Genomic DNA, 22,588 nt, shown 5'->3' on the forward strand with positions numbered 1-22,588 from the left:
TTTTATCCCTTTGTGCAAACCCCGTAGAGCGCCGAGAATCGACGCTTTCCTGTCCCTCTTTAATTATCGAGCGTGATGACCATGCAGCATCCAGCACGTACCGAACTCTGGGCCATCCTGCGGCTGTCGGGGCCGTTGATTGCCTCGCAGTTGGCGCACATGCTGATGGTCCTCACCGACACCTTGATGATGGCGCGCCTGAGTCCAGAGGCGCTGGCCGGTGGCGGTCTGGGCGCAGCGACTTACTCGTTCGTGTCGATTTTCTGCATTGGCGTGATCGCCGCGGTCGGCACCCTCGTGGCCATCCGTCAGGGAGCCGGCGACATCGTCGGCGCCACCAGGCTGACCCAGGCCGGGTTATGGCTGGCGTGGTTGATGGCGTTGGTGGCCGGGCTGCTGCTGTGGAACCTCAAACCGGTGTTGCTGCTGTTCGGCCAGACCGAAACCAATGTCCACGCGGCCGGTCAGTTCCTGCTGATCCTGCCGTTCGCCCTGCCCGGCTACCTGAGCTTCATGGCCCTGCGCGGCTTCACCAGCGCCATTGGCCGCGCGACGCCAGTGATGGTCATCAGCCTCAGCGGCACCGTGGCCAACTTCCTGCTGAATTACGCGTTGATAACCGGCATGTTCGGCCTGCCGAAACTGGGGCTGATGGGCATCGGGCTGGTCACCGCTGTTGTCGCCAACTGCATGGCGCTGGCGCTGGCCTGGCACATCCGTCGACATCCGGCCTACGACGCTTTTCCCTTGCGTCAGGGCCTGTCGCGACCTGACCGTCAATACCTCAAGGAACTGTGGCGCCTGGGACTGCCGATTGGTGGCACCTACGCGGTGGAAGTCGGACTGTTTGCGTTCGCCGCGCTGTGCATGGGCACCATGGGCAGTACGCAAATGGGCGCACACCAGATTGCCCTGCAAATCGTCTCGGTAGCATTCATGGTTCCGGCGGGGATTTCCTATGCGATCACCATGCGCATCGGCCAGCACTACGGCGCCGGGCAACTGCTGAATGCACGGCTGGCCGGACGGGTCGGCATCGCCTTTGGCGCGGCGGCGATGCTGGCCTTCGCCATGGTCTTCTGGTTGCTGCCGAATCAGTTGATCGGTTTGTTCCTGGACCACAACGACCCGGCGTTTCGCGACGTCATCAACCTGGCTGTGAGCCTGTTGGCGGTCGCCGCGTGGTTCGAGCTGTTCGACGGCACGCAAACCATCGCCATGGGCTGCATTCGCGGGCTCAAGGATGCCAAGACCACGTTCCTGGTGGGTTTGGGCTGCTATTGGCTGATTGGCGCGCCAGCCGCCTGGTGGATGGCCTTCCATTTGAATTGGGGGCCGACAGGCGTCTGGTGGGGATTGGCGCTGGGACTGGCGTGCGCGGCGGTGAGCCTGACGCTGGCGTTTGAGTGGAAGATGAAAAAGATGATCCGTCGGGAGCCTGCGCCGCGGAATAGTTTCCCGGTCGCCCAGCCGGACTGAGATCCCTTGTGGGAGCGGGCTTGCTCGCGAAGGCGGTGTGTCAGTCGGCATTGATGTTGACTGACACGGCCTCTTCGCGAGCAAGCCCGCTCCCACATTTGTCCGTGGTTAGTTCACGACTTCCAGTGCAGGCTGCTGACTGCTGCCAAAGCTCAAATACTCAACCAGCTCCGCCAGCGGCAACGGCTTGCTGATCAAATACCCTTGCACCTGATCGCAGCCAAACCCGCGCAACAGATCCAGTTGCTCCGGCGTTTCTACGCCTTCGGCGACCACTTCAAGATTGAGGTTGTGCGCCAGATTGATCATCGCGTGGACCAGTTTGCGATTCTCTTCGCGCTGTTCCATGCCGCCGACAAAGCTCTTGTCGACCTTCAACAACGCAATCGGCAGGCTGTTGAGGTGCACAAACGAAGAGAAACCGGTGCCGAAGTCGTCCAGGGAAAAGCGCACACCCAGACGCCCCAACGCATCCATGGTCTGTTTGACCAGATCGCTGCGGCGCATCACCGCGGTTTCAGTCAGTTCGAACTCCAGCCATTGCGCATCGACGCCGCGCTCGGCAATCAACCGACTCAGTGTCGAGAGTAACTGGCTGTCCTGAAACTGCCGGAACGACAGGTTGATCGCCATGTGCAACGCCGGCAAACCCCGTTCACGCAACGCTTGCATGTCGCGCAAGGCGCGGGAAATCACCCAGTAACCGAGCGGCACTATCAAGCCGCTTTGCTCGGCCAGCGGCACGAATTCGCTGGGTGGCAGCAAGCCGCGCTCGCCATGACGCCAGCGCACCAAGGCTTCGAGACCGACGATCTGCCCGTCCTCAAGGTTCAGGCGTGGCTGGTAATGCAGTTCCAGTTCATCCCGGCGCAACGCCCGGCGCAGCTCGCTTTCGAGGTCGGCTATGCTGCGGGCATTGCGATTGATGCGTTCGTTGAAGATGTGGAAGGTACAGCCCTGAGTACTTTTGGCCTGCTGCATGGCGATGTGTGCGTGCCACATCAGCGGGTCGGCGCCGGCCTGGGCCCGGGCGTGGGCGATGCCTAGGCTGGAACCGATCAACAGGCTTTCGCCGTCGACCCAGTAAGGCTCGGCCAGCGCTTCGGTAATGCGCTCGGCCATCCATTCGGCGCGCTGAGGCGCGCGGCGGGTGTCGATCAGCAGGGCGAACTCATCACTGCCCAGTCGGGCCAACTGATCGCTGGCCTCAAGCTGGCTTTTCAGCCGCGCGACCACTTGCAAGATCAACCGGTCACCGGCCTGGTGGCCGAGGGCATCGTTGGCGTGACGGAAGTTGTCGAGATCAAGGTGACCGAGGGCCAGCCCGCGGCCGTCGTTTTCCGCCAGGCGTGCCGCCAGCAAGGTCTGGAAACCCTGGCGGTTGGCGATGCCGGTCAGCGGATCTTGCTCGGCCAGGCGCTGCAGGGTGTTTTCCAGCAGGCCGCGCTCACGCACATGGCGCAGGCACCGGCGCAACATGCCGGGATCAAGGTGATCGCGTACCAGCCAGTCGCTCACCCCATCGGGCGGCGCCAGTGGTTCATGCTCGAGCAGCAATACCGTCGGCAGGCTGCAACGGCCAGGTAGAGGTTGAAGCGCTGGAGTCGTCAACAACACCGCACCGCGGTTGTCATCGAACAGACTGCTGACCGACTCCCAGCTCGGCGCGCTGATCAGCACGGTCGAGCTCCCCATCGGAGCCAGACACTCGCGCAACAACGCTGCCCACGCTGGCTCTTCGGCCAGTAGCAGCAAACGCAAGGGTTCGACAGGCGTAGACAAGCTAGCTCCCTAGACTCTGCAAAGATGTAGGCGGCGGCATTATGCAGCGCCGATAACCAATGACCAAATGACACCGGTTAACAAACGCGGCTTTGTATCCGGAATTACGAACATTAGACGCAAACTCACCGCGCATCCTGCGTGAAAGTATCAAAACCGGCAAATATAGATAGCGTGCTGCGTCACAAGTCGGAGAGAGCAGCACAATTCGCTGAGCCTGTTAAAATGCCGGCCCATTTCGCAAACGACTCCCTGATTTCATATGTCCCGACTCAATCCCCGGCAGCAAGAAGCCGTGAGCTACGTCGGCGGCCCTCTTTTGGTGCTCGCCGGCGCAGGCTCCGGCAAGACCAGCGTGATCACGCGCAAGATCGCCCACCTGATCCAGACCTGTGGCATCCGCGCCCAGTACATCGTCGCCATGACCTTTACCAACAAGGCCGCGCGCGAGATGAAGGAACGGGTCGGCACCCTGCTCAAGGGCGGCGAAGGCCGCGGCCTGACCGTCTGCACCTTCCACAATCTGGGCCTGAACATCATCCGCAAGGAACACGTGCGGCTGGGCTACAAGCCGGGTTTCTCGATCTTCGACGAGACCGATGTCAAAGCCTTGATGACCGACATCATGCAGAAGGAATACTCGGGCGACGACGGCGTCGACGAGATCAAGAACATGATCGGCTCGTGGAAAAACGACCTGATCCTGCCGCCCGAAGCCCTGGAAAACGCGCGCAACCCCAAGGAACAGACCGCCGCCATCGTCTACACCCACTATCAGCGCACGCTCAAGGCGTTCAACGCGGTGGACTTCGACGACCTGATCCTGCTGCCGGTGAAGCTGTTCCAGGAACACGCCGACATCCTCGAAAAATGGCAGAACAAAGTCCGCTACCTGCTGGTGGACGAATACCAGGACACCAACGCCAGCCAGTATTTGCTGGTGAAGCTGCTCATCGGCATACGCAACCAGTTCACCGTGGTGGGCGATGACGACCAGTCGATTTATGCCTGGCGCGGCGCGCGGCCGGAAAACCTGATGCTGCTCAAGGACGATTACCCGTCCCTGAAAGTGGTGATGCTGGAGCAAAACTATCGCTCCACCAGCCGCATCCTGCGTTGCGCCAACGTGCTGATCTCGAACAACCCGCACGAATTCGAAAAACAGCTGTGGAGCGAGATGGGCCACGGCGACGAGATCCGCGTGATCCGTTGCCGCAACGAAGACGCCGAAGCCGAACGCGTGGCCGTGGAACTGCTGACCCTGCACTTGCGCACGGATCGGCCCTACAGCGATTTTGCGATTCTGTACCGCGGTAACTACCAGGCCAAGCTGATCGAGCTGAAGCTGCAACACCACCAGATTCCGTATCGACTTTCCGGCGGCAACAGCTTTTTCGGACGTCAGGAAGTGAAAGACCTGATGGCCTACTTCCGCCTGATCGTGAACCCCGACGACGACAACGCCTTCCTGCGGGTGATCAACGTCCCACGCCGGGAGATCGGTTCGACCACGCTGGAAAAGCTTGGCAACTACGCCACCGAACGCAAAATCTCGATGTACGCCGCCACCGACGAAATCGGTCTGGGCGAACATCTGGATACGCGCTTCACCGATCGTCTGTCGCGCTTCAAGCGCTTCATGGACAAGGTCCGCGAGCAATGCGCCGGCGATGACCCGATCTCGGCGCTACGCAGCATGGTCATGGACATCGATTACGAGAACTGGCTGCGCACCAACAGCTCCAGCGACAAGGCCGCCGACTACCGCATGGGTAACGTCTGGTTCCTGATCGAGGCGTTGAAGAACACCCTCGAAAAAGACGAAGAAGGCGAGATGACCGTCGAAGACGCCATCGGCAAACTCGTCCTGCGCGACATGCTGGAACGTCAGCAGGAAGAGGAAGACGGCGCCGAAGGTGTGCAGATGATGACCTTGCACGCCTCCAAAGGCCTGGAATTTCCTTACGTGTTCATCATGGGCATGGAAGAGGAAATCCTCCCGCACCGCTCCAGTATCGAAGCCGACACTATCGAAGAAGAACGTCGGCTGGCCTACGTGGGCATTACCCGCGCACGTCAGACCCTGGCCTTCACCTTCGCCGCCAAGCGTAAGCAATACGGCGAGATCATCGACTGCGCGCCGAGCCGCTTTCTTGATGAGCTGCCGCCGGACGACCTGGCCTGGGAAGGCACCGACGACACACCCGTCGAAGTCAAAGCCGTTCGCGGTAATACCGCATTGGCGGATATACGCGCGATGTTAAAGCGCTAGAATCGACTACTTTTTAACCAGCCTTAGACGCATAGCCGTCCGTAGAGGAAAGCTTCATGGAAGCACTGCACAAGAAAATCCGCGAAGAAGGCATCGTGCTTTCCGACCAGGTCCTGAAAGTCGACGCCTTTCTGAACCACCAGATCGACCCGGCCCTGATGAAGCTGATCGGCGACGAATTCGCCACGTTGTTCAAGGATTCGGGCATCACCAAGATTGTCACCATCGAAGCCTCGGGCATTGCACCGGCGATCATGACCGGTCTGAACCTCGGCGTGCCGGTGATTTTTGCGCGCAAGCATCAGTCCCTAACCCTGACCGAAAACCTGCTGTCGGCGACCGTTTACTCGTTCACCAAGCAGACCGAAAGCACCGTGGCGATTTCCCCGCGCCACCTGACCAGCAGCGACCGCGTGCTGATCATCGATGACTTTTTGGCCAACGGTAAGGCGTCGCAAGCGCTGATCTCGATCATCAAACAGGCCGGCGCTACCGTCGCGGGTTTGGGTATCGTGATCGAGAAGTCGTTCCAGGGCGGCCGTGCGGAACTGGACGCGCAAGGTTATCGCGTTGAATCCCTGGCTCGCGTGCAGTCGCTGAAGGATGGCGTTGTAACCTTCATCGAGTAACCTGCAGCACCGCATTTCCCCTGTGGGAGCCAGCCTGCTGGCTCCCACAGTTGGTTTTGCGTTGGACGTTATTGCGTGGTGGCTTTCAGGCCGGTGAGCAATAGCCGCTGAAACAAATCCTCTTTCAGCCCTTCCGGGTTGGTCAGCTGCATTCGTTCCAGATGTTCGGAAAACGATGAAGGTTCTGGCGCATCCAGCGCGGCCTTGCCCAGTTCCAGAATCTCCGTGAGCTTGAACTTGCTCTTCAACCAGTTCAGCGCCCGCAATAGGTCCTTCTCCTCAGCGGTGAAGTCACAGCCCAACGGATACTCCGGAAACAACTGCGGATGCCGCGCCTGAATGACCTGCAAACGCTGCGGACTGTTGTCGGCAAACCGTGGATCGATACGGAAATGCTTCGGTAACTTGCCGACTGCCTGAGCCTGTTCGATCAACCCCGGCTGGAAACGTGAGTCGCTGATGTTCAGCAACGCCTCGATCACCGCCGCATCGGTCTTGCCCCGCAGATCGGCGATACCGTACTCGGTGACCACGATGTCTCGCAGGTGTCGCGGGATCGTGCAATGGCCATACTCCCAGACGATGTTCGAACTGACCTCACCACCCGACTCGCGCCAGCTGCGCAGGAGCAGCACCGAACGCGCGCCCTCCAGTGCATGGCCCTGGGCGACGAAGTTGTATTGCCCGCCGACACCGCTGAGTACTCGCCCGTCTTCGAGCTGATCCGATACGGCTGCGCCAAGCAGGGTCATCGTGAAGGCGGTGTTGATGAAACGTGCATCGAGGCGCTGCAAGCGTTTAAGTTCTTCCTGACCGTAGAGCTCATTGATGTAGCTGATGCGGGTCATGTTGAACTCAAGCCGCTTGCTGTGCGGCAGCTCGCGCAGGCGCTCATAGAAACTGCGCGGCCCAAGAAAAAAACCGCCATGCACCGAGATGCCGTCAGTCTGCGCGGCTTCGTCCAGCGTGCCGGCATTCGCCTGTTGCTGGGTCGGCACATCCGGATAGACCTTGCGCCGCACGATCCCGGCATCGGCCAGCACCAGCAAGCCGTTGACGAACATTTCGCTGCAACCGTAAAGGCCTTTGGCAAAGGGTTCGACACCGCCTTCGCGGTCGATGAGTTGCGCCCACTGGCTGAGATTCACGTCCGTCAGCAACGCCTTGTAACCGTCATTGTCGGCCTGCCGCGCCAGCAGCGCAGCGGTCAGCGCGTCGCCCATGGCACCGATGCCGATCTGCAAGGTGCCGCCGTCGCGCACCAACGTGCTGGCATGCAGCCCGATGAAGTGATCCTGGAAACCCACCGGCATGTTCGGCGTGGAGAACAGCGTGGTGCTGTCCTTTTCGTCGATCAGCAGGTCGAACGTGTCGATACCGATTTCGGCATCACCGGGCATGTATGGCAAATCATTGTGTACCTGGCCCACCAGCAGGATCGTCTCACCCGCCGCCCGGCGTTTCGCGATCATGGGGAACAGGTCGAGGGTGATGTCCGGGTTGCAGCTCAGGCTCAGGCGGTCGGGATGTTCGCTGTGGCTGGCCACCAATTGCGCCACCAGGTTCAACCCGGCGGCGTTGATGTCTCGAGCGGCGTGGCTGTAATTGCTGCTGACGTAATCCTGCTGGGCCTGTGCGCTGCGGAGCAGGCTGCCGGGCTGCATGAAAAATTGCTGGACATGGATGTTGGACGGCAGGCTGTCGCGATGCAGGTCGGCGAGGAAATCCAGTTCCGGATAATCGCCGAAAACCCGCTCGATGAAGGGTTCGAGAAAACGCTTTTGCAAACCGTCGCCCAAAGAAGGACGGCCCAGGCACAGGGCGGTGTAGATCGTCAGCTGCCGTTCGGGCAACTGCGCGATGCGTTGAAACAGCGCGTTGACGAAGTGGTTGGGTTTGCCCAGACCGAGGGGCAGGCCCATGTGGATATGCGCCGGCAACCGTGCCAGGACATCATCGACCGCTTGCTCGATAGAACACAGCTGCACCATCTGATCCTCCCTTACATTCCGTGAATTGGGGTTGGATCGAGCTTGCCGGGTCTTTGCTGCAATGAACAGTCTCAGGCGTAAATCGCAGGCACAAAAAAGCCGCTCGAAAGCGGCTTTTTGATGAAGATGGAGGCTTATTTCAGGCCGGACATCTTCTGGATGGCGCCTTTGAGCTCGGCGTCTGCGCAATCGGCGCAGGTGCCTTTTGGAGGCATTGCATTGAGGCCGGAGATTGCTTTCGCCAGTAAACCGTCAACACCGCCTTCCTTCTTGGCGCGCTCGCCCCAAGCGGCAGCATCACCGATTTTCGGCGCGCCCAACAGGCCGGTGCCGTGGCAAGCGTTGCAATGTTTGGCAATCACTTCGTCAGGAGTTTTGGCACCACCACCGCCGCCAGCAGAAGCAGCGACTTCCATCCCCTTGCACTCTTTACCCTGAACGCAAACCTGGCCGACTGGCTCAAGGCGTTTAGCAATTTCGTCGTTGGTCGCAGCTTGTGCGCTGACTGCCCAAAGGGCCAATACGGTTGCTGGTACGGCCAGCATTTTCATAATTAGATTCACGCGTTCACCCTCAATGGTGGCTAGTCACGCCCACGGCCACGGTTCGCAGGCGGGCGCAAGTATAACGATAAGCCCGCCACACTGAAACAACCCTAAAGTCGAAGGGGTCTTATGCGTGGCGGAAAAACAACTCGGGCACCTCCGCAATGCTCGCGGGACGCCTCTTTTCTTAGAAATTCGCTGGAGTCGCTGCGCTGATTAGTCGCGCTGGCGCATCGAACGGATTACGGAAACGGTGCGGTTTAGTACTTTCAAAGTAGTAGCTGTCGCCGGCTTCGAGCACAAAAGTTTCAAGCCCCACCACCAGTTCAAGCCGACCTTCAAGCAGAATCCCGGTTTCCTCGCCCTCATGGGTGAGCATCTCGTCACCGGTGTCGGCGCCTGGCGGGTAGATTTCGTTGAGGAACGCGATGGCCCGGCTCGGATGAGCCCTGCCGACCAGTTTCATGGTCACTGCGCCATCGGAAATATCGATCAGCTCGTTGGCTTTGTAGACGATCTGAGTCGGTTTTTCCTGCAGGATCTCTTCGGAAAAGAACTCGACCATGGACATGGGAATCCCGCCCAGTACCTTCCTCAGCGAACTGATCGAGGGGCTGACGCTGTTCTTCTCGATCATCGAAATGGTGCTGTTGGTGACGCCCGCGCGTTTGGCGAGTTCACGCTGGGAAAGTCCTTTGAGCTTACGGATGGATTGCAGTCGTTCACCGACGTCCAATGCTGGAGCCTCCAGGGATTCAGGTTGTTGGAATATTGAGCGTTATCATGGCGACAGCGTTCAGTATTTACAACACTTGGACCTGAATCCTGTTCGGCGAAGCGACTTTCGGTCGGCGTGCTTTGACCTAAGCCCCGGAATAGAGCATTGGCACCCGGCGCAGGTTGCAGAAGATCTGGTAAGGAATCGTGCCCGCAGCCGCGGCCACGTCACTGGCGAGTATGTTTTTGCCCCACAACTCGACGGTCGAACCGAGGCCGGCTTGCGGCACATCGGTCAGGTCAATGCAGAGCATGTCCATCGACACCCGGCCAATCAACTGGCTGCGCTGCCCGGCAACCATCACGGGCGTTCCTGTCGGTGCCTGACGTGGGTAGCCATCGGCGTAACCCATGGCCACCACGCCCACGCGCATCGGTTTCTGGGTGATGAATGTGGCGCCGTAACCGATCGGCTCGCCGGCCGGCAGTTCACGCACGCAAATCACTTTCGATTCGAGGGTCATCACCGGTTGCAGGCGGGACGCCACGGCGTTGGCTTCTTCAAACGGAGTCGCGCCGTAGAGCATGATGCCCGGGCGAACCCAGTCACTGGGAATCTGTGGCCAACCGAGCACTGCCGGCGAGTTGCGCAGGCTGACTTCAGCCGATAAGCCCTGACGCGCCGCTTCGAACACCGCGACCTGCTCGGTACTGGCCTGGCTGTGCAGCTCATCGGCCCGGGCGAAGTGGCTCATCAGTACAATCTTCGCCACCTTGCCGCTGGCCAGCAGCCGTTGATAGCCCGCCTGATAATCCTTTGGATGCAAGCCCACCCGATGCATGCCCGAATCGAGCTTGAGCCAGACCGTGATCGGCTTGCTCAGTGCAGCGTTCTCGATGGCTTCGAGCTGCCACAGCGAATGCACCACACACCAGAAGTCATGCTCGACGATCAGCGACAACTCATCGGCTTCAAAAAAACCTTCCAGCAACAACACCGGCGCACGAATGCCGGCAGCTCGCAGCTCCAACGCTTCTTCGATGCAAGCCACGGCAAACCCGTCCGCCTCGGCTTCCAGCGCCTGGGCGCAACGCACCGCGCCATGACCGTAGGCATCGGCCTTGATCACCGCGAGGGCCTTGGCCCCCGTGACTTCACGGGCGATTTGGTAGTTGTGACGCAGGGCTTGAAGGTCGATCAGGGCACGGGCTGGACGCATGGCGGCAGACTTCTAGGCGGTCATGGGAAGAAAAACCGGCGCTGGCTGACGGCGTGAACCGCCAGTAGCACCGGGAGAGGGATTTTTCAGACGGGTTTATGGCAGAGCGGCGACAACCGACAGCTCAACCAGGATTTCCGGTTCGCACAACTTCGATTCAACGGTGGCACGGGCCGGTGCGACGCCTTTTGGCAGCCACTTGTCCCAGACCGCGTTCATGCCTTCAAAGTGTGCATCAATGTCTTTCAAGTAAATCGTCACCGACAGCAAACGGCTCTTGTCGGTCCCGGCCAGATCCAGCAAACGCTCGATGTTGGCAAGCGTTTCACGGGTCTGCTGTTCAATCCCGGCGTTCATATCGTCGCCGACTTGCCCTGCCAGATACACGGTACCGCTGTGGACTACGATCTGGCTCATGCGCTCATTGGTGAGCTGGCGCTGGATTGACATGTTTTGCAGACTCCTGAAGTTTTTTTCCATAACGGGAAATATCGAGGCCTTCGGCGCTGATTTGCGGCGTTTTCTTCGCCATCAGATCGGCCAGCAAGCGACCGGAACCGCACGCCATGGTCCAACCAAGCGTGCCGTGACCCGTGTTCAAAAACAGATTGCTGAACGGCGTAGCACCCACGATCGGCGTGCCGTCCGGAGTGGTCGGACGCAGACCGGTCCAGAAACTGGCCTGGGCCAGATCGCCGCCCTGAGGATAGAGGTCGTTGACGATCATCTCCAGGGTTTCGCGCCGACGCGAGTTCAGCGACAGGTCAAAACCGGCTATTTCAGCCATGCCACCGACGCGGATGCGGTTGTCGAAACGGGTGATTGCGACCTTGTAGGTCTCGTCGAGGATAGTCGAGGTCGGAGCCATCGCCGGGTTGGTGATCGGCACGGTCAGGGAGTAACCCTTGAGCGGATACACCGGCGCCTTGATGCCCAGCGGCTTGAGCAGTTGCGGCGAGTAGCTGCCGAGCGCCAGCACGTAGCGGTCGGCGGTTTCCAGCTTGCCGTCGATCCATACGCCGTTGATGCGATCACCGGCGTAGTCGAGGCGTTGAATGTCCTGGTCGAAGCGGAATTCCACACCGAGGTTCGCAGCCATTTCCGCGAGCTTGGTCGTGAACATCTGGCAGTCGCCGGTCTGGTCGTTCGGCAGGCGCAGGGCACCGGCGAGGATGTTGGTGACGCTGGCCAGCGCCGGCTCAACGCGGGCAATGCCGGCGCGGTCGAGCAGTTCGAACGGCACGCCGGATTCTTTCAGCACGGCAATGTCTTTCCAGGCGCCGTCGAGTTGAGCCTGGGTGCGGAACAATTGGGTCGTACCGAGGCTGCGGCCTTCGTAGGCAATGCCGGTTTCGGCGCGCAATTCGTCGAGGCAGTCACGGCTGTACTCGGACAGGCGGACCATGCGCTCCTTGTTCACCGCATAACGGCTAGCGGTGCAGTTGCGCAGCATCTGCGCCATCCACAGGTATTGGTCGATGTCGGCGGTGGCCTTGATCGCCAGCGGCGCGTGGCGCTGCAACAGCCACTTGATGGCCTTGAGCGGCACGCCCGGTGCGGCCCACGGCGAGGCATAACCCGGCGAAACCTGCCCGGCGTTGGCGAAACTGGTCTCCATGGCAGCGGCCGGCTGACGGTCCACCACCACCACTTCAAACCCGGCACGCGCCAGATAGTAAGCACTGGTGGTACCGATGACGCCGCTACCCAAGACCATAACGCGCATTTTCATATCCCTCATCGCGGCTTGCCGCTGACGTTCGTAGTTGTCGAGCATTGATGTGCGCAGTGTAAAAAAGATTAGGCAGTGCTTTTCACTATATAAGTGCCTATATTTGGCGAGAATTCTCGGCAAAAACGCTTTTCACGGAGGCGCATCCCCTATGCGTACCAACACTCAGACCAAACGTGAGCTGGACAAGATCGACCGCAACATCCTGCGGATCCTGCAAGCGGACGGGCGTATCTCCTTCACCGAACTGGGGGAAAAGGTCGGGCTCTCGACCACGCCGTGTACCGAGCGGGTCCGGCGGCTGGAGCGCGAAGGGATCATCATGGGCTACAACGCCCGGCTCAATCCGCAGCACCTCAAGGGTAGTCTTCTGGTATTCGTCGAGATCAGCCTCGACTACAAATCCGGCGACACTTTCGAAGAGTTCCGACGCGCGGTGCTGAAACTGCCCCACGTGCTGGAGTGCCATTTGGTGTCAGGCGATTTCGACTATCTGGTGAAAGCGCGGATTTCCGAGATGGCCTCGTACCGCAAACTGCTGGGCGACATCCTGCTCAAGCTGCCGCATGTGCGCGAATCCAAGAGCTACATCGTGATGGAAGAGGTTAAGGAGAGTTTGAGCCTGCCGATTCCGGATTGAAGATCTTTTGGCTGGCGACGCCTAAACCAGAACCTGCCGCGTCGAAGCCATGTACTCATGAATCTGCTTCTCGACCCGCGGATGAATCAGCTCCACCGGCCCCCGCCCATTCGGGCACGGCAAGGTCTTGGTGGTGCCGAACAGTCGACAGATCAGCGGCCGCTCGTCATACACGGTGCAGCCGTTAGGCCCTAGGTGAACGCAATTGAGCTCATCCATCGCGGCATCCTGCTCGGCACGGGTCTTGCGCGGCAGGCGGGACATTTCTTCCGGCGAGGTGGTTACCGGTCCACAGCAGTCATGGCAGCCGGGCACGCACTCGAACGAGGGAATCTGCTGCCGTAGCGTGCGAATTTTCTGACTGTTGCAGCTCATCGAAGCGGTAACCAAAAGCGGAATAGAGCGGGATTCTGACGTAAAAGCCCCGATCCAGACAGCACCAACCGACCAGTGTTGCCCGTGTCCGAAGGTCCGGCTTATGCTCCGTCAAATTTTCTAAACACAAGAATCAGGAACACGCACATGAATGCCCGTGCTCAGCAACCGGCCCCGAACCACCAGCACCCTGCTTCTTACTACGCCGCCAGCAGCCTGCCGCAGCCCGATCATCCGGTGCTCACAGCTGACTTGGTGGCTGACGTGTGCGTGGTCGGTGGCGGGTTTTCCGGGTTGAACACGGCGCTCGAACTGGCCGAACGTGGCTTCAGTGTGATCCTGCTCGAAGCCCACAAAATCGGTTGGGGCGCCAGCGGACGCAATGGCGGGCAGTTGATTCGAGGCGTCGGCCACGGCCTCGATCAGTTCGCCAACGTGATCGGTGCGGACGGCGTGCGTCAGATGAAACTCATGGGCCTGGAAGCGGTGGAAATCGTCCGACAGCGCGTCGAGCGTTTTCAGATCCCTTGCGACCTGACCTGGGGCTATTGCGACCTGGCGAACAAGCCCCGGGACCTCGAAGGTTTTGCCGAAGACGCCGAAGAGCTGCGCAGTCTCGGTTACCGTTACGAAACCCGCCTGCTGCAAGCCAGTGAAATGCATTCCGTTGTGGGTTCCGACCGTTACGTCGGCGGTTTGATCGACATGGGCTCGGGGCATCTGCACCCGCTGAACCTGGCACTGGGCGAAGCGGCGGCCGCCCAGCAGTTGGGGGTGAAGCTGTTCGAACAATCGGCAGTCACCCGCATCGATTATGGCCCCGAGGTCAAGGTCCATACCGCCCAGGGCTCGGTCCGCGCCAAAACGCTGGTGCTGGGCTGCAACGCCTACCTCAATGAACTCAATCCCGAACTCGGCGGCAAGGTGCTGCCCGCCGGCAGCTACATCATCGCTACCGAACCGTTGAGTGAAGCGCTGGCTCACTCGCTGCTGCCGCAGAACATGGCGGTCTGCGATCAACGGGTGGCGCTGGATTACTACCGGCTCTCGGCGGACCGACGCTTGCTGTTTGGCGGCGCCTGTCACTATTCCGGTCGCGACCCGAAGGACATCGCCGCCTACATGCGGCCGAAGATGCTGGAGGTTTTCCCGCAACTGGCCGGGGTGAAGATCGACTATCAATGGGGCGGGATGATCGGCATCGGCGCCAACCGTCTGCCGCAGATCGGCCGGCTCAAGGATCAGCCGAATGTGTATTACGCCCAGGCTTATTCCGGTCATGGCGTGAATGCCACGCACCTCGCGGGGAAGTTGTTGGCTGAGGCTATCAGTGGTCAGCAGGGTGGTGGGTTTGATCTGTTTGCAAAGGTGCCGCATATCACGTTCCCTGGCGGCAAGCATTTGCGCTCGCCATTGTTGGCGTTGGGAATGTTGTGGCATCGGCTTAAGGAGTTGGTCTGAAAGAACAGTGGCGTTCTTTCGGACGTCTTCGCGAGCAAGTCGAATCGTCGCACCGCCGCTCCCACATTAGATTCTCAGTGAACACAGATTTTGTGTTCGGCAACGATCAAATGTGGGAGCGGGCTTGCTCGCGAATCGGTTCAAAGAACACCGCAAGATTCAGATCCGCCAGAACGGTTTAAGCCCCTCCTCCCGCGCCTGCTCCCGACTCAACCCGACATCCCTCAGTTGCTCAGTCGTGAGCTCCAGCAACACCTTGCGCGTGTGCAGACGATGCCAGAACAGACCCCAGCGACTCAGGCCGGTCGGTGCGTTGCGCATGACCGCCTCGCGTGCGCCGTTGATTTGCCCTGCCGCCAGTTCCTGACTGTGTAACGTCAGCCGCACATCGCTCAAGCCGTTCATTTTGATTGCTCCTGTTTACTTGGGTAGCTAGAGCTTTCATGATGCGCGGACGGAAAAAAGCATTACAGATTCAACAAGACTGTATTAACCCCATACAGATTTTGCATTTCAGCGTCTGAATTCCCTATTTTCGACCCATCTGTACTGGTAAGCCAAATAACCCACACCGAGACTGCGCCATGACCCTTTACGTCAACCTCGCCGAACTACTTGGTACGCGTATCGAACAGGGCTTCTATCGCCCCGGTGACCGGCTGCCGTCGGTGCGGGCGTTGAGTGTTGAACACGGCGTCAGCCTGAGCACGGTGCAGCAGGCCTATCGCGTGCTGGAAGACAGCGGCCTGGCGACACCCAAACCCAAGTCGGGTTACTTTGTACCGGTGGGTCGCGAACTGCCGGAGCTTCCGGTAATTGGTCGCCCGGCCCAGCGTCCGGTGGATATTTCCCAGTGGGATCAAGTGCTGGAACTGATCCGCGCCGTCCCGCGCAAGGATGTGGTGCAACTGGGCCGCGGCATGCCGGACATCACCACGCCGACCATGAAACCGCTGCTGCGCAGCCTGGCGCGAATCAGCCGGCGGCAGGACATGCCCGGTCTGTATTACGACAACATCTACGGCACCCTCGAACTGCGCGAACAGATTGCCCGTCTGCTGCTGGATTCCGGCTGCCAATTGACAGCCCACGACTTGGTGATCACTACCGGTTGCCACGAAGCGCTGTCCACCAGTATTCGCGCCATCTGCGAGCCGGGGGATATTGTGGCTGTGGACTCGCCGAGCTTTCACGGCGCCATGCAGACCCTCAAAGGCTTGGGCATGAAAGCCCTGGAAATCCCTACCGACCCGCTCACCGGGATCAGCCTTGATGCCCTCGAACTGGCCTTGGAACAATGGCCGATCAAAGCCATACAGTTGACCCCCAACTGCAACAATCCGCTGGGCTACATCATGCCGGAGTCGCGCAAACGCGCGTTGTTGACACTTGCACAGCGCTTCGACGTGGCGATCATCGAGGACGATGTGTATGGCGAACTGGCCTACACCTACCCGCGTCCGCGCACGATCAAATCCTTCGACGAAGACGGCCGCGTCCTGCTTTGCAGCTCGTTTTCCAAGACCCTGGCGCCGGGACTGCGCATTGGTTGGGTGGCACCGGGACGGTATCTGGAACGGGTGCTGCACATGAAATACATCAGCACCGGCTCCACCGCGCCGCAACCGCAGATCGCGATTGCCGAATTTCTCAAGTCCGGGCACTTCGAACCGCATTTGCGGCGGATGCGCACCCAATACCAACGCAATCGCGACGTGATGATCGATTGGGTCAGCCGCTATTTTCCGGCCGGTACCCGAGCCAGTCGTCCCCAGGGCAGCTTCATGCTCTGGGTCGAGCTGCCGGAGGGTTTCGACACCCTGAAACTGAATCGTGCACTGCACGATCAAGGCGTACAGATTGCCGTCGGCAGTATCTTTTCCGCCTCCGGCAAATACCGCAATTGCCTGCGGATGAACTACGCTGCCAAAACAACCCCGCAGATCGAAGAAGCAGTGCGCAAGGTCGGTGCGATGGCAATCAAACTGCTAGCGGAAACCGACTGACCTTTCTTCGGGATGCGGCGTCCATATGCTAACTGCCACCACCCGGAATACGCTCCGTGAGAATCAGACAGCCCTTGCTTGCTACTCTGTTACTCGCCTCGCTCCTTGGTGGTTGCACGACACTCAATGTCCCTAGCGAACCGAGTCAGGCCCTACCGGCAACGGACTCGGCCTTCGGCCGCTCGGTCCAGGCACAGGCCGCCCCCCATCAGGGCCGATCGGGTTTTCGCTTGCTCTCTGATAGCGCCGAGGCCTTCACCGCCCGCGCCGAGCTGATTCGCAACGCCCAAAGCAGCCTCGATCTGCAGTACTACATCGTCCATGACGGCATCAGCACACGAATACTGGTGAGCGAGCTGCTCAATGCCGCCGACCGTGGCGTGCGAGTGCGGATTCTGCTCGACGACACCACCAGCGATGGTCTGGACAGGATCATTGCGACCCTTGCCGCACATCCGAAGATTCAGATCCGCGTGTTCAACCCGCTACATCTGGGCCGCAGCACCGTCGTTACGCGAACCATGGGCCGGCTCTTCAACCTGTCGCTGCAACACCGGCGCATGCACAACAAACTGTGGGTGGCGGACAACTGCGCGGCGATCGTTGGCGGGCGCAACCTGGGGGACGAGTATTTCGATGCCAAGCCCAACCTCAATTTCACCGACATCGACATGCTCAGTGTCGGCCCGGTTGCAGAGCAGTTGGGGCACAGCTTCGACCAGTACTGGAACAGTGCCCTGAGCAAGCCGATCGAACAGTTTCTCTCGACCAAGCCGACAGCCAAGGATCTGAGAAACACCCGGACTCGACTGGACGAATCCCTGGAGGAAACGCGTAAACAGAACCACGCGCTTTATCAGCAGTTGATGGCCTACACCACTCACCCGCGTTTGGATGTCTGGCGCCGAGAGCTGATCTGGGCCTGGAACCAGGCGTTGTGGGACTCACCGAGCAAGGTGCTGTCCAAGGGTGAGCCGGAGCCGTACTTGCAGCTGACCACCCAGTTGGCGCCCGAGCTCAATGGGGTCAGCAAGGAGCTGATCATGGTCTCGCCCTACATCGTACCCACCCAACCGGGTCAGGTGTATCTGACCGGTCGCGCCGATGCCGGCGTGTCGGTGAGTTTGCTGACCAATTCACTGGAAGCCACCGACGTACCCGCTACGCACGGTGGTTACGCACCTTATCGCAAAGCCTTGCTGGAGCACGGCGTGCAATTGTTCGAATTGCGTCGTCAGCCCGGCGACAACGGTGGTAGCGGCAGCGGACCGAGCCTGTTTCACAGCAGGAGCAGCTCCTCCCGTAGTTCCGACTCCAGCCTGCACAGCAAGGCGATGATTTTCGACCGACAGAAAGCCTTCATCGGGTCGTTCAATTTCGACCCGCGCTCGGTGCTGTGGAACACCGAAGTCGGGGTCCTGGTGGACAACCCGCAGCTCGCCGGACGGGTGCGCGAATTGGCACTGGAGGGAATGGCGCCGCCCCTCAGCTATCAGGCCCGGCTGGAAAAGGGTCAGATCGTCTGGGTCACCGAAGATGACGGCAAGCTGCACACGCTGACCAAAGAACCGGGAAGTTGGTGGCAGCATTTCAATTCATGGCTCAGCAGCATGGTCGGCATGGAGCGGATGTTGTAGCCAGAAGGCTGGTGATGAATTGTGGCGAGGGAGCTTGCTCCCGCTCGGCTGCGCAGCAGTCGCAAACCGGCATCCGCGTTCTATCTGAATTAACGGTGGCGCATGATTTAGGGCCGCTGCGCGACCCAACGGGAGCAAGCTCCCTCGCCACAGGTTTGTGCAGCGATCAGGCCGGTTCGGCAACTGTCCCAAACGCGCCTTGCCGCGACAGCAGAATCACCAATCCAAATGCACCGGCTGCCATCAGCAGCGGCAACGCATGCCCGCTGATCCACTGACTACCGGCACCGGCCGCCAGCGGCCCGACCAGGCAACCGATACCCCACAGCTGCGCGATATGCGCATTGGCGCGCACCAGTGCATCGTCGCGATAACGCTCGCCGATCAGGATCAGTGACAAGGTAAACAAGCCGCCGGCACTGGCACCGAACAACACCCACAACGGCCAGATCAGCAACGTGTCGATCAATAACGGGATGGCCAGGCTCGATATCAACAGAACCACCGCACACCCGGTGAACAACGTACGTCGCGACAAGCGATCAGCCAGCGCGCCAATCGGTAATTGCAGCAAGGCATCACCGACCACTACCGTGCTGACCATCGCCAACGCAATTTCCGTGGTAAAGCCCTGACGCAGGCAATAAACCGGCAACAACGTCAGGATCATCGCTTCGAACGCCGCGAACAGCGACACCGCCCAGGCAATCGCCGGTAGGCCACGACAGAAGCCCAGCAAGTCGCTGAAGGTCACGCTGCAGGCTTCACTGGTCGGCGCGCCGCTGCGACCCAGCAACAGGAACGGTGCCGCCATCAGCAACCCGACACCGACCCAGAATCCGTAATCGTGCTCGGTGCCCACAACGCCAAGCAGCAACGGCCCGGCCAGCTGACTCAGCGCATAGCTGCTGCCATACAGCGCCACCAATCGCCCGCGCCACTCTTCAACCACAAGCTGGTTGATCCAGCTTTCGCCAAGGATGAAGACGAGGGTCAGGATCACCCCGATCATCAGCCGCAATACCAACCAAATCGGATAGCTCGGCAACAGCGCCAGCAAACCGATGGACAACGCCCCGGCCCACAGGCACAAACGCATCAGATTGGCTGTGCCCAGACGTGCGGCCAGATGGCTGGAGATCTTTGCCCCCAGCAATACGCCAATGGCTGGCATCGCAGCCATCACACCGATGGCGAACGAGCCGTAACCCCAGCCTTCCAGGCGAAACGACACCAACGGCATGCTGACGCCCAGCGCCAGGCCGACACTCAAGACAGACGCCAACACGGCGAAATAAGTCGCCCAACGCATTTCCCACGCTCCTGTGGATTGTTATTTTTTACAGGTCATACAAAGCAAATGTGGGAGCGGGCTTGCTCGCGAAGAGGCCATCACATCCAACATCTTCGTTGGCTGTTACGGCGCCTTCGCGAGCAAGCCCGCTCCCACAAGGGATCTGCGTCGTTCAGGAGTCCGATTGGTTGCCGGGCTCCTTCACTGGCTTACAACTTGATCCAGGTCGCCTTCAGCTCGGTGTACTTGTCGAACGCGTGCAGCGACTTGTCGCGACCGTTGCCGGACTGCTTGAAACCACCGAACGGGGCCGTCATGTCGCCGCCGTCATACTGGTTGACCCACACGCTACCAGCGCGCAATGCCTTGGCAGTCAGGTGGGCCTTGGAAATATCCTTGGTCCACACTGCTGCGGCCAAGCCGTAAGGGGTGTCGTTGGCAATCGCAATGGCTTCTTCGGCGGTATCGAAAGTGATCACCGACAGCACTGGGCCGAAGATTTCTTCCTGAGCGATTTTCATCGCGTTGCTGACGCCGTCGAAAATGGTCGGCTCAACGTAGGTGCCACCGGTTTCCTGAAGAATGCGCTTGCCGCCTGCCACCAGTTTGGCACCGTCGGTGTGGCCGGATTCGATGTAGGACAGCACGGTGTTCATCTGTTGGGTATCCACCAGCGCGCCGACATTGGTCGCCGGGTCCAGCGGGTTCCCCGGTTTCCAGGTTTTGAGGGCCTCGATCACCAGCGGCAGGAATTTATCCTTGATCGAACGCTCCACCAACAGGCGCGAGCCGGCGGTGCAGACTTCGCCCTGGTTGAAGGCGATGGCGCCGGCAGCCGATTCAGCGGCAGCTTGCAGGTCCGGCGCATCGGCGAACACGATGTTCGGGCTCTTGCCGCCGGCTTCGAGCCAGACGCGTTTCATGTTCGATTCGCCGGAGTAGATCAGCAGTTGCTTGGCGATTTTGGTCGAACCGGTGAACACCAGGGTGTCTACATCATTGTGCAGGGCCAGGGCCTTGCCGACGGTGTGACCGTAACCTGGCAGGACGTTCAACACGCCTTTCGGGATGCCGGCCTCAACGGCCAGCGCAGCGATGCGGATGGCGGTCAGCGGCGATTTTTCGGATGGCTTGAGGATCACCGAGTTACCGGTGGACAGCGCCGGGCCGAGTTTCCAGCACGCCATCATCAGCGGGAAGTTCCACGGCACGATCGCGCCGACTACGCCGACCGGTTCGCGGGTCACCAGACCCAGCTGGTCATGGGGAGTCGCGGCCACTTCGTCGTAGATCTTGTCGATGGCTTCACCGCTCCAGCTCAAGGCTTGCGCCGCGCCTGGAACATCGATGTACAGGGAATCGCTGATTGGCTTGCCCATGTCCAGGGTTTCAAGCAGGGCCAGCTCTTCGGCGTGCTGTTTCAGCAGGCCGGCGAAACGGATCATGGTGGCTTTGCGTTTGGTCGGCGCCAGACGCGACCAGACGCCGGAATTGAAGGTGGAGCGAGCGTTTTCAACAGCGCGCTGGGCGTCGGCGGCGTCACAGCTGGCAATCTTGCCCAGCAGACGGCCATCGACCGGGCTGATGCACTCGAAGGTCTCGGCGGAGACAGCATCGGTGTATTCGCCATTGATGTAGGCGCGGCCTTCGATCTTCAGATCGCGAGCCCGTTGCTCCCAATCGGCACGAGTCAGGGTGGTCATACGAGTGTCCTCCTCTTATTGAATACGAACGCTCCACGGTCTTCGCGGGCGCTGTCAGGAATTCTGCCCGGCCAGCCTGCTGTTTCGGCCCAAGGCAACTGCCACCCTAAACCAGTGGCCGGGGTTGTTTCAATATATTTGACACAAGGTCGGCAAACGGCCTTGCGGTGTTCATTTTAATAAACATAGACTTTGGACTTTTCAGGCAATCACGGGAAATTACAACAATGAATATCCAGGATGTCGTCGACTTCAGCCAGGCCACGACCGCGCCCGAGCGCTATCGACCAGACCCGACGAAAGTCCTCAAGGGCGATCCCGAGCAAGCGGTGTACAACCACTACAACAGCCCGTGCGGCCAGCTGAACGCCGGCGTATGGGAAGGCGACGTCGGGCAATGGACGGTGAACTTCACCGAACATGAATACTGCGAAATCGTTCAAGGGGTTTCGGTACTACGCGACAACGACGGCAACAGCAAAACCCTGCGCGCGGGTGACCGCTTCGTGATCCCGGCCGGTTTCCGAGGTACCTGGGAGGTATTGGAGCCGTGCCGCAAAATCTATGTGGCGTTTGAACAGAAGGCTTGAAACCTTTCTCGAGGCCACAAAAAAGGCCCGTATCTCGCGATACGGGCCTTTTTCGTAAGAGGGAAAAATCAATTACTTGATTTTGCCTTCTTTGTAGATCACGTGCTTGCGAACAACCGGATCAAATTTCTTGATCTCGATTTTGTCCGGAGTAGTGCGCTTGTTCTTGTCGGTAGTGTAGAAGTGACCAGTACCGGCGCTCGAAATCAAACGAATCAATTCACGCATGATTAGCTCCCTTAGATCTTGCCAGCTTTGCGGATTTCGGCCAGCACGACAGTGATGCCACGCTTGTCGATGATACGCATGCCTTTGGCAGATACGCGCAGACGCACGAAACGTTTCTCTTCTTCAACCCAGAAGCGGTGATGCTGCAGGTTCGGCAGGAAACGACGACGGGTTTTGTTGTTTGCGTGGGAAATGTTATTCCCAGTCACCGGACCCTTACCGGTAACTTGACATACTCTCGACATGCCTCAGCCCTCTAAAACCACATGCCCAACCCGGCATGGGTT

Annotated in this window: 21 protein-coding genes; 8 read left to right on the forward strand and 13 right to left on the reverse strand. The window is 59.7% G+C overall.

Annotated features, from left to right (window positions below; all coding sequences use genetic code 11):
* Positions 1 to 81 precede the first annotated feature (81 nt).
* Entirely contained in the window at positions 82 to 1,479 is a 1,398-nt protein-coding gene (locus KGB23_RS00880) for a NorM family multidrug efflux MATE transporter (protein WP_223429550.1), read from the forward strand.
* Positions 1,480 to 1,587: 108 nt separating this feature from the next.
* On the opposite strand, the gene KGB23_RS00885 is transcribed toward KGB23_RS00880, so the two are convergent.
* A complete protein-coding gene (locus KGB23_RS00885; protein ID WP_223429551.1) occupies positions 1,588 to 3,261 on the reverse strand; it encodes a putative bifunctional diguanylate cyclase/phosphodiesterase in 1,674 nt (557 codons plus the stop codon).
* Positions 3,262 to 3,523: 262 nt separating this feature from the next.
* On the opposite strand from KGB23_RS00885, the gene rep reads away from it, so the two are divergent.
* Together rep and KGB23_RS00895 are read left to right on the forward strand one after the other, a co-directional pair.
* Positions 3,524 to 5,533 (forward strand): DNA helicase Rep, encoded by a 2,010-nt coding sequence (gene rep / locus KGB23_RS00890; protein WP_223429552.1) that lies wholly within the window; start codon positions 3,524 to 3,526, stop codon positions 5,531 to 5,533.
* A 56-nt stretch (positions 5,534 to 5,589) separates the two neighbouring features.
* Positions 5,590 to 6,162, forward strand: a complete 573-nt coding sequence (locus tag KGB23_RS00895) for a xanthine phosphoribosyltransferase (protein WP_007934646.1) — start codon at positions 5,590 to 5,592, stop codon at positions 6,160 to 6,162.
* 68 nt (positions 6,163 to 6,230) lie between these two features.
* Here KGB23_RS00895 and KGB23_RS00900 read toward each other — a convergent pair whose 3' ends face one another.
* From KGB23_RS00900 to dadA, 6 genes are all read right to left on the reverse strand, one after another.
* A complete protein-coding gene (locus KGB23_RS00900; protein WP_223429553.1) occupies positions 6,231 to 8,153 on the reverse strand; it encodes an acetyl-CoA hydrolase/transferase C-terminal domain-containing protein in 1,923 nt (640 codons plus the stop codon).
* A gap of 134 nt (positions 8,154 to 8,287) precedes the next feature.
* On the reverse strand, positions 8,288 to 8,704 hold the full coding sequence (locus tag KGB23_RS00905) for a c-type cytochrome (RefSeq protein ID WP_111448290.1): 417 nt from the start codon (positions 8,702 to 8,704) through the stop codon (positions 8,288 to 8,290).
* Positions 8,705 to 8,885: 181 nt separating this feature from the next.
* Positions 8,886 to 9,434: a cupin domain-containing protein gene (locus tag KGB23_RS00910; RefSeq protein WP_008150195.1), complete on the reverse strand. Its 549-nt coding sequence runs from the start codon at positions 9,432 to 9,434 to the stop codon at positions 8,886 to 8,888.
* A gap of 127 nt (positions 9,435 to 9,561) precedes the next feature.
* Positions 9,562 to 10,635: an alanine racemase gene (alr, locus tag KGB23_RS00915; protein WP_223429554.1), complete on the reverse strand. Its 1,074-nt coding sequence runs from the start codon at positions 10,633 to 10,635 to the stop codon at positions 9,562 to 9,564.
* 96 nt (positions 10,636 to 10,731) lie between these two features.
* A complete protein-coding gene (locus tag KGB23_RS00920) occupies positions 10,732 to 11,085 on the reverse strand; it encodes a RidA family protein (protein ID WP_008150191.1) in 354 nt (117 codons plus the stop codon).
* Positions 11,057 to 12,361: a D-amino acid dehydrogenase gene (dadA, locus tag KGB23_RS00925; protein WP_223429555.1), complete on the reverse strand. Its 1,305-nt coding sequence runs from the start codon at positions 12,359 to 12,361 to the stop codon at positions 11,057 to 11,059. Before dadA ends, KGB23_RS00920 begins: the two co-directional genes overlap by 29 nt.
* Positions 12,362 to 12,518: 157 nt before the next feature.
* Here dadA and KGB23_RS00930 point away from each other — a divergent pair, with 157 nt between their 5' ends.
* Entirely contained in the window at positions 12,519 to 13,007 is a 489-nt protein-coding gene (locus tag KGB23_RS00930) for an Lrp/AsnC ligand binding domain-containing protein (protein WP_003177284.1), read from the forward strand.
* Positions 13,008 to 13,028: 21 nt separating this feature from the next.
* On the opposite strand, the gene KGB23_RS00935 is transcribed toward KGB23_RS00930, so the two are convergent.
* Positions 13,029 to 13,382, reverse strand: coding sequence for a YkgJ family cysteine cluster protein (locus KGB23_RS00935; protein ID WP_007947437.1), 354 nt, complete (start codon positions 13,380 to 13,382; stop codon positions 13,029 to 13,031).
* Between the two features lie 147 nt (positions 13,383 to 13,529).
* On the opposite strand from KGB23_RS00935, the gene KGB23_RS00940 reads away from it, so the two are divergent.
* Positions 13,530 to 14,843: an NAD(P)/FAD-dependent oxidoreductase gene (locus tag KGB23_RS00940; RefSeq protein ID WP_223429556.1), complete on the forward strand. Its 1,314-nt coding sequence runs from the start codon at positions 13,530 to 13,532 to the stop codon at positions 14,841 to 14,843.
* 159 nt (positions 14,844 to 15,002) lie between these two features.
* Here the strand turns inward: KGB23_RS00940 and KGB23_RS00945 are convergent, their stop codons facing one another.
* Positions 15,003 to 15,248, reverse strand: coding sequence for a DUF1127 domain-containing protein (locus KGB23_RS00945; RefSeq protein WP_223429557.1), 246 nt, complete (start codon positions 15,246 to 15,248; stop codon positions 15,003 to 15,005).
* A gap of 179 nt (positions 15,249 to 15,427) precedes the next feature.
* Between KGB23_RS00945 and KGB23_RS00950 the strand changes: the two genes are divergently transcribed.
* Positions 15,428 to 16,849: a PLP-dependent aminotransferase family protein gene (locus KGB23_RS00950; protein WP_223429558.1), complete on the forward strand. Its 1,422-nt coding sequence runs from the start codon at positions 15,428 to 15,430 to the stop codon at positions 16,847 to 16,849.
* Between the two features lie 56 nt (positions 16,850 to 16,905).
* Positions 16,906 to 18,486, forward strand: coding sequence for a phospholipase D family protein (locus KGB23_RS00955; RefSeq protein WP_223429559.1), 1,581 nt, complete (start codon positions 16,906 to 16,908; stop codon positions 18,484 to 18,486).
* 166 nt (positions 18,487 to 18,652) lie between these two features.
* Here KGB23_RS00955 and KGB23_RS00960 read toward each other — a convergent pair whose 3' ends face one another.
* Both KGB23_RS00960 and KGB23_RS00965 read right to left on the reverse strand, forming a co-directional pair.
* Entirely contained in the window at positions 18,653 to 19,798 is a 1,146-nt protein-coding gene (locus tag KGB23_RS00960) for an MFS transporter (RefSeq protein WP_223429560.1), read from the reverse strand.
* Between the two features lie 191 nt (positions 19,799 to 19,989).
* Positions 19,990 to 21,483, reverse strand: coding sequence for an aldehyde dehydrogenase (locus KGB23_RS00965; protein WP_223429561.1), 1,494 nt, complete (start codon positions 21,481 to 21,483; stop codon positions 19,990 to 19,992).
* Positions 21,484 to 21,710: 227 nt separating this feature from the next.
* Between KGB23_RS00965 and KGB23_RS00970 the strand changes: the two genes are divergently transcribed.
* Positions 21,711 to 22,073 (forward strand): cupin domain-containing protein, encoded by a 363-nt coding sequence (locus KGB23_RS00970; RefSeq protein ID WP_046045049.1) that lies wholly within the window; start codon positions 21,711 to 21,713, stop codon positions 22,071 to 22,073.
* A gap of 72 nt (positions 22,074 to 22,145) precedes the next feature.
* Here KGB23_RS00970 and rpmG read toward each other — a convergent pair whose 3' ends face one another.
* Positions 22,146 to 22,301, reverse strand: a complete 156-nt coding sequence (rpmG, locus tag KGB23_RS00975; protein ID WP_007894709.1) for a 50S ribosomal protein L33 — start codon at positions 22,299 to 22,301, stop codon at positions 22,146 to 22,148.
* A gap of 11 nt (positions 22,302 to 22,312) precedes the next feature.
* Positions 22,313 to 22,546, reverse strand: coding sequence for a 50S ribosomal protein L28 (rpmB, locus tag KGB23_RS00980; RefSeq protein ID WP_007894701.1), 234 nt, complete (start codon positions 22,544 to 22,546; stop codon positions 22,313 to 22,315).
* Positions 22,547 to 22,588: the final 42 nt, after the last annotated feature.

Origin of the sequence: Pseudomonas sp. GL-B-26, assembly GCF_019947405.1 — a bacterium.
GTDB lineage: Bacteria > Pseudomonadota > Gammaproteobacteria > Pseudomonadales > Pseudomonadaceae > Aquipseudomonas.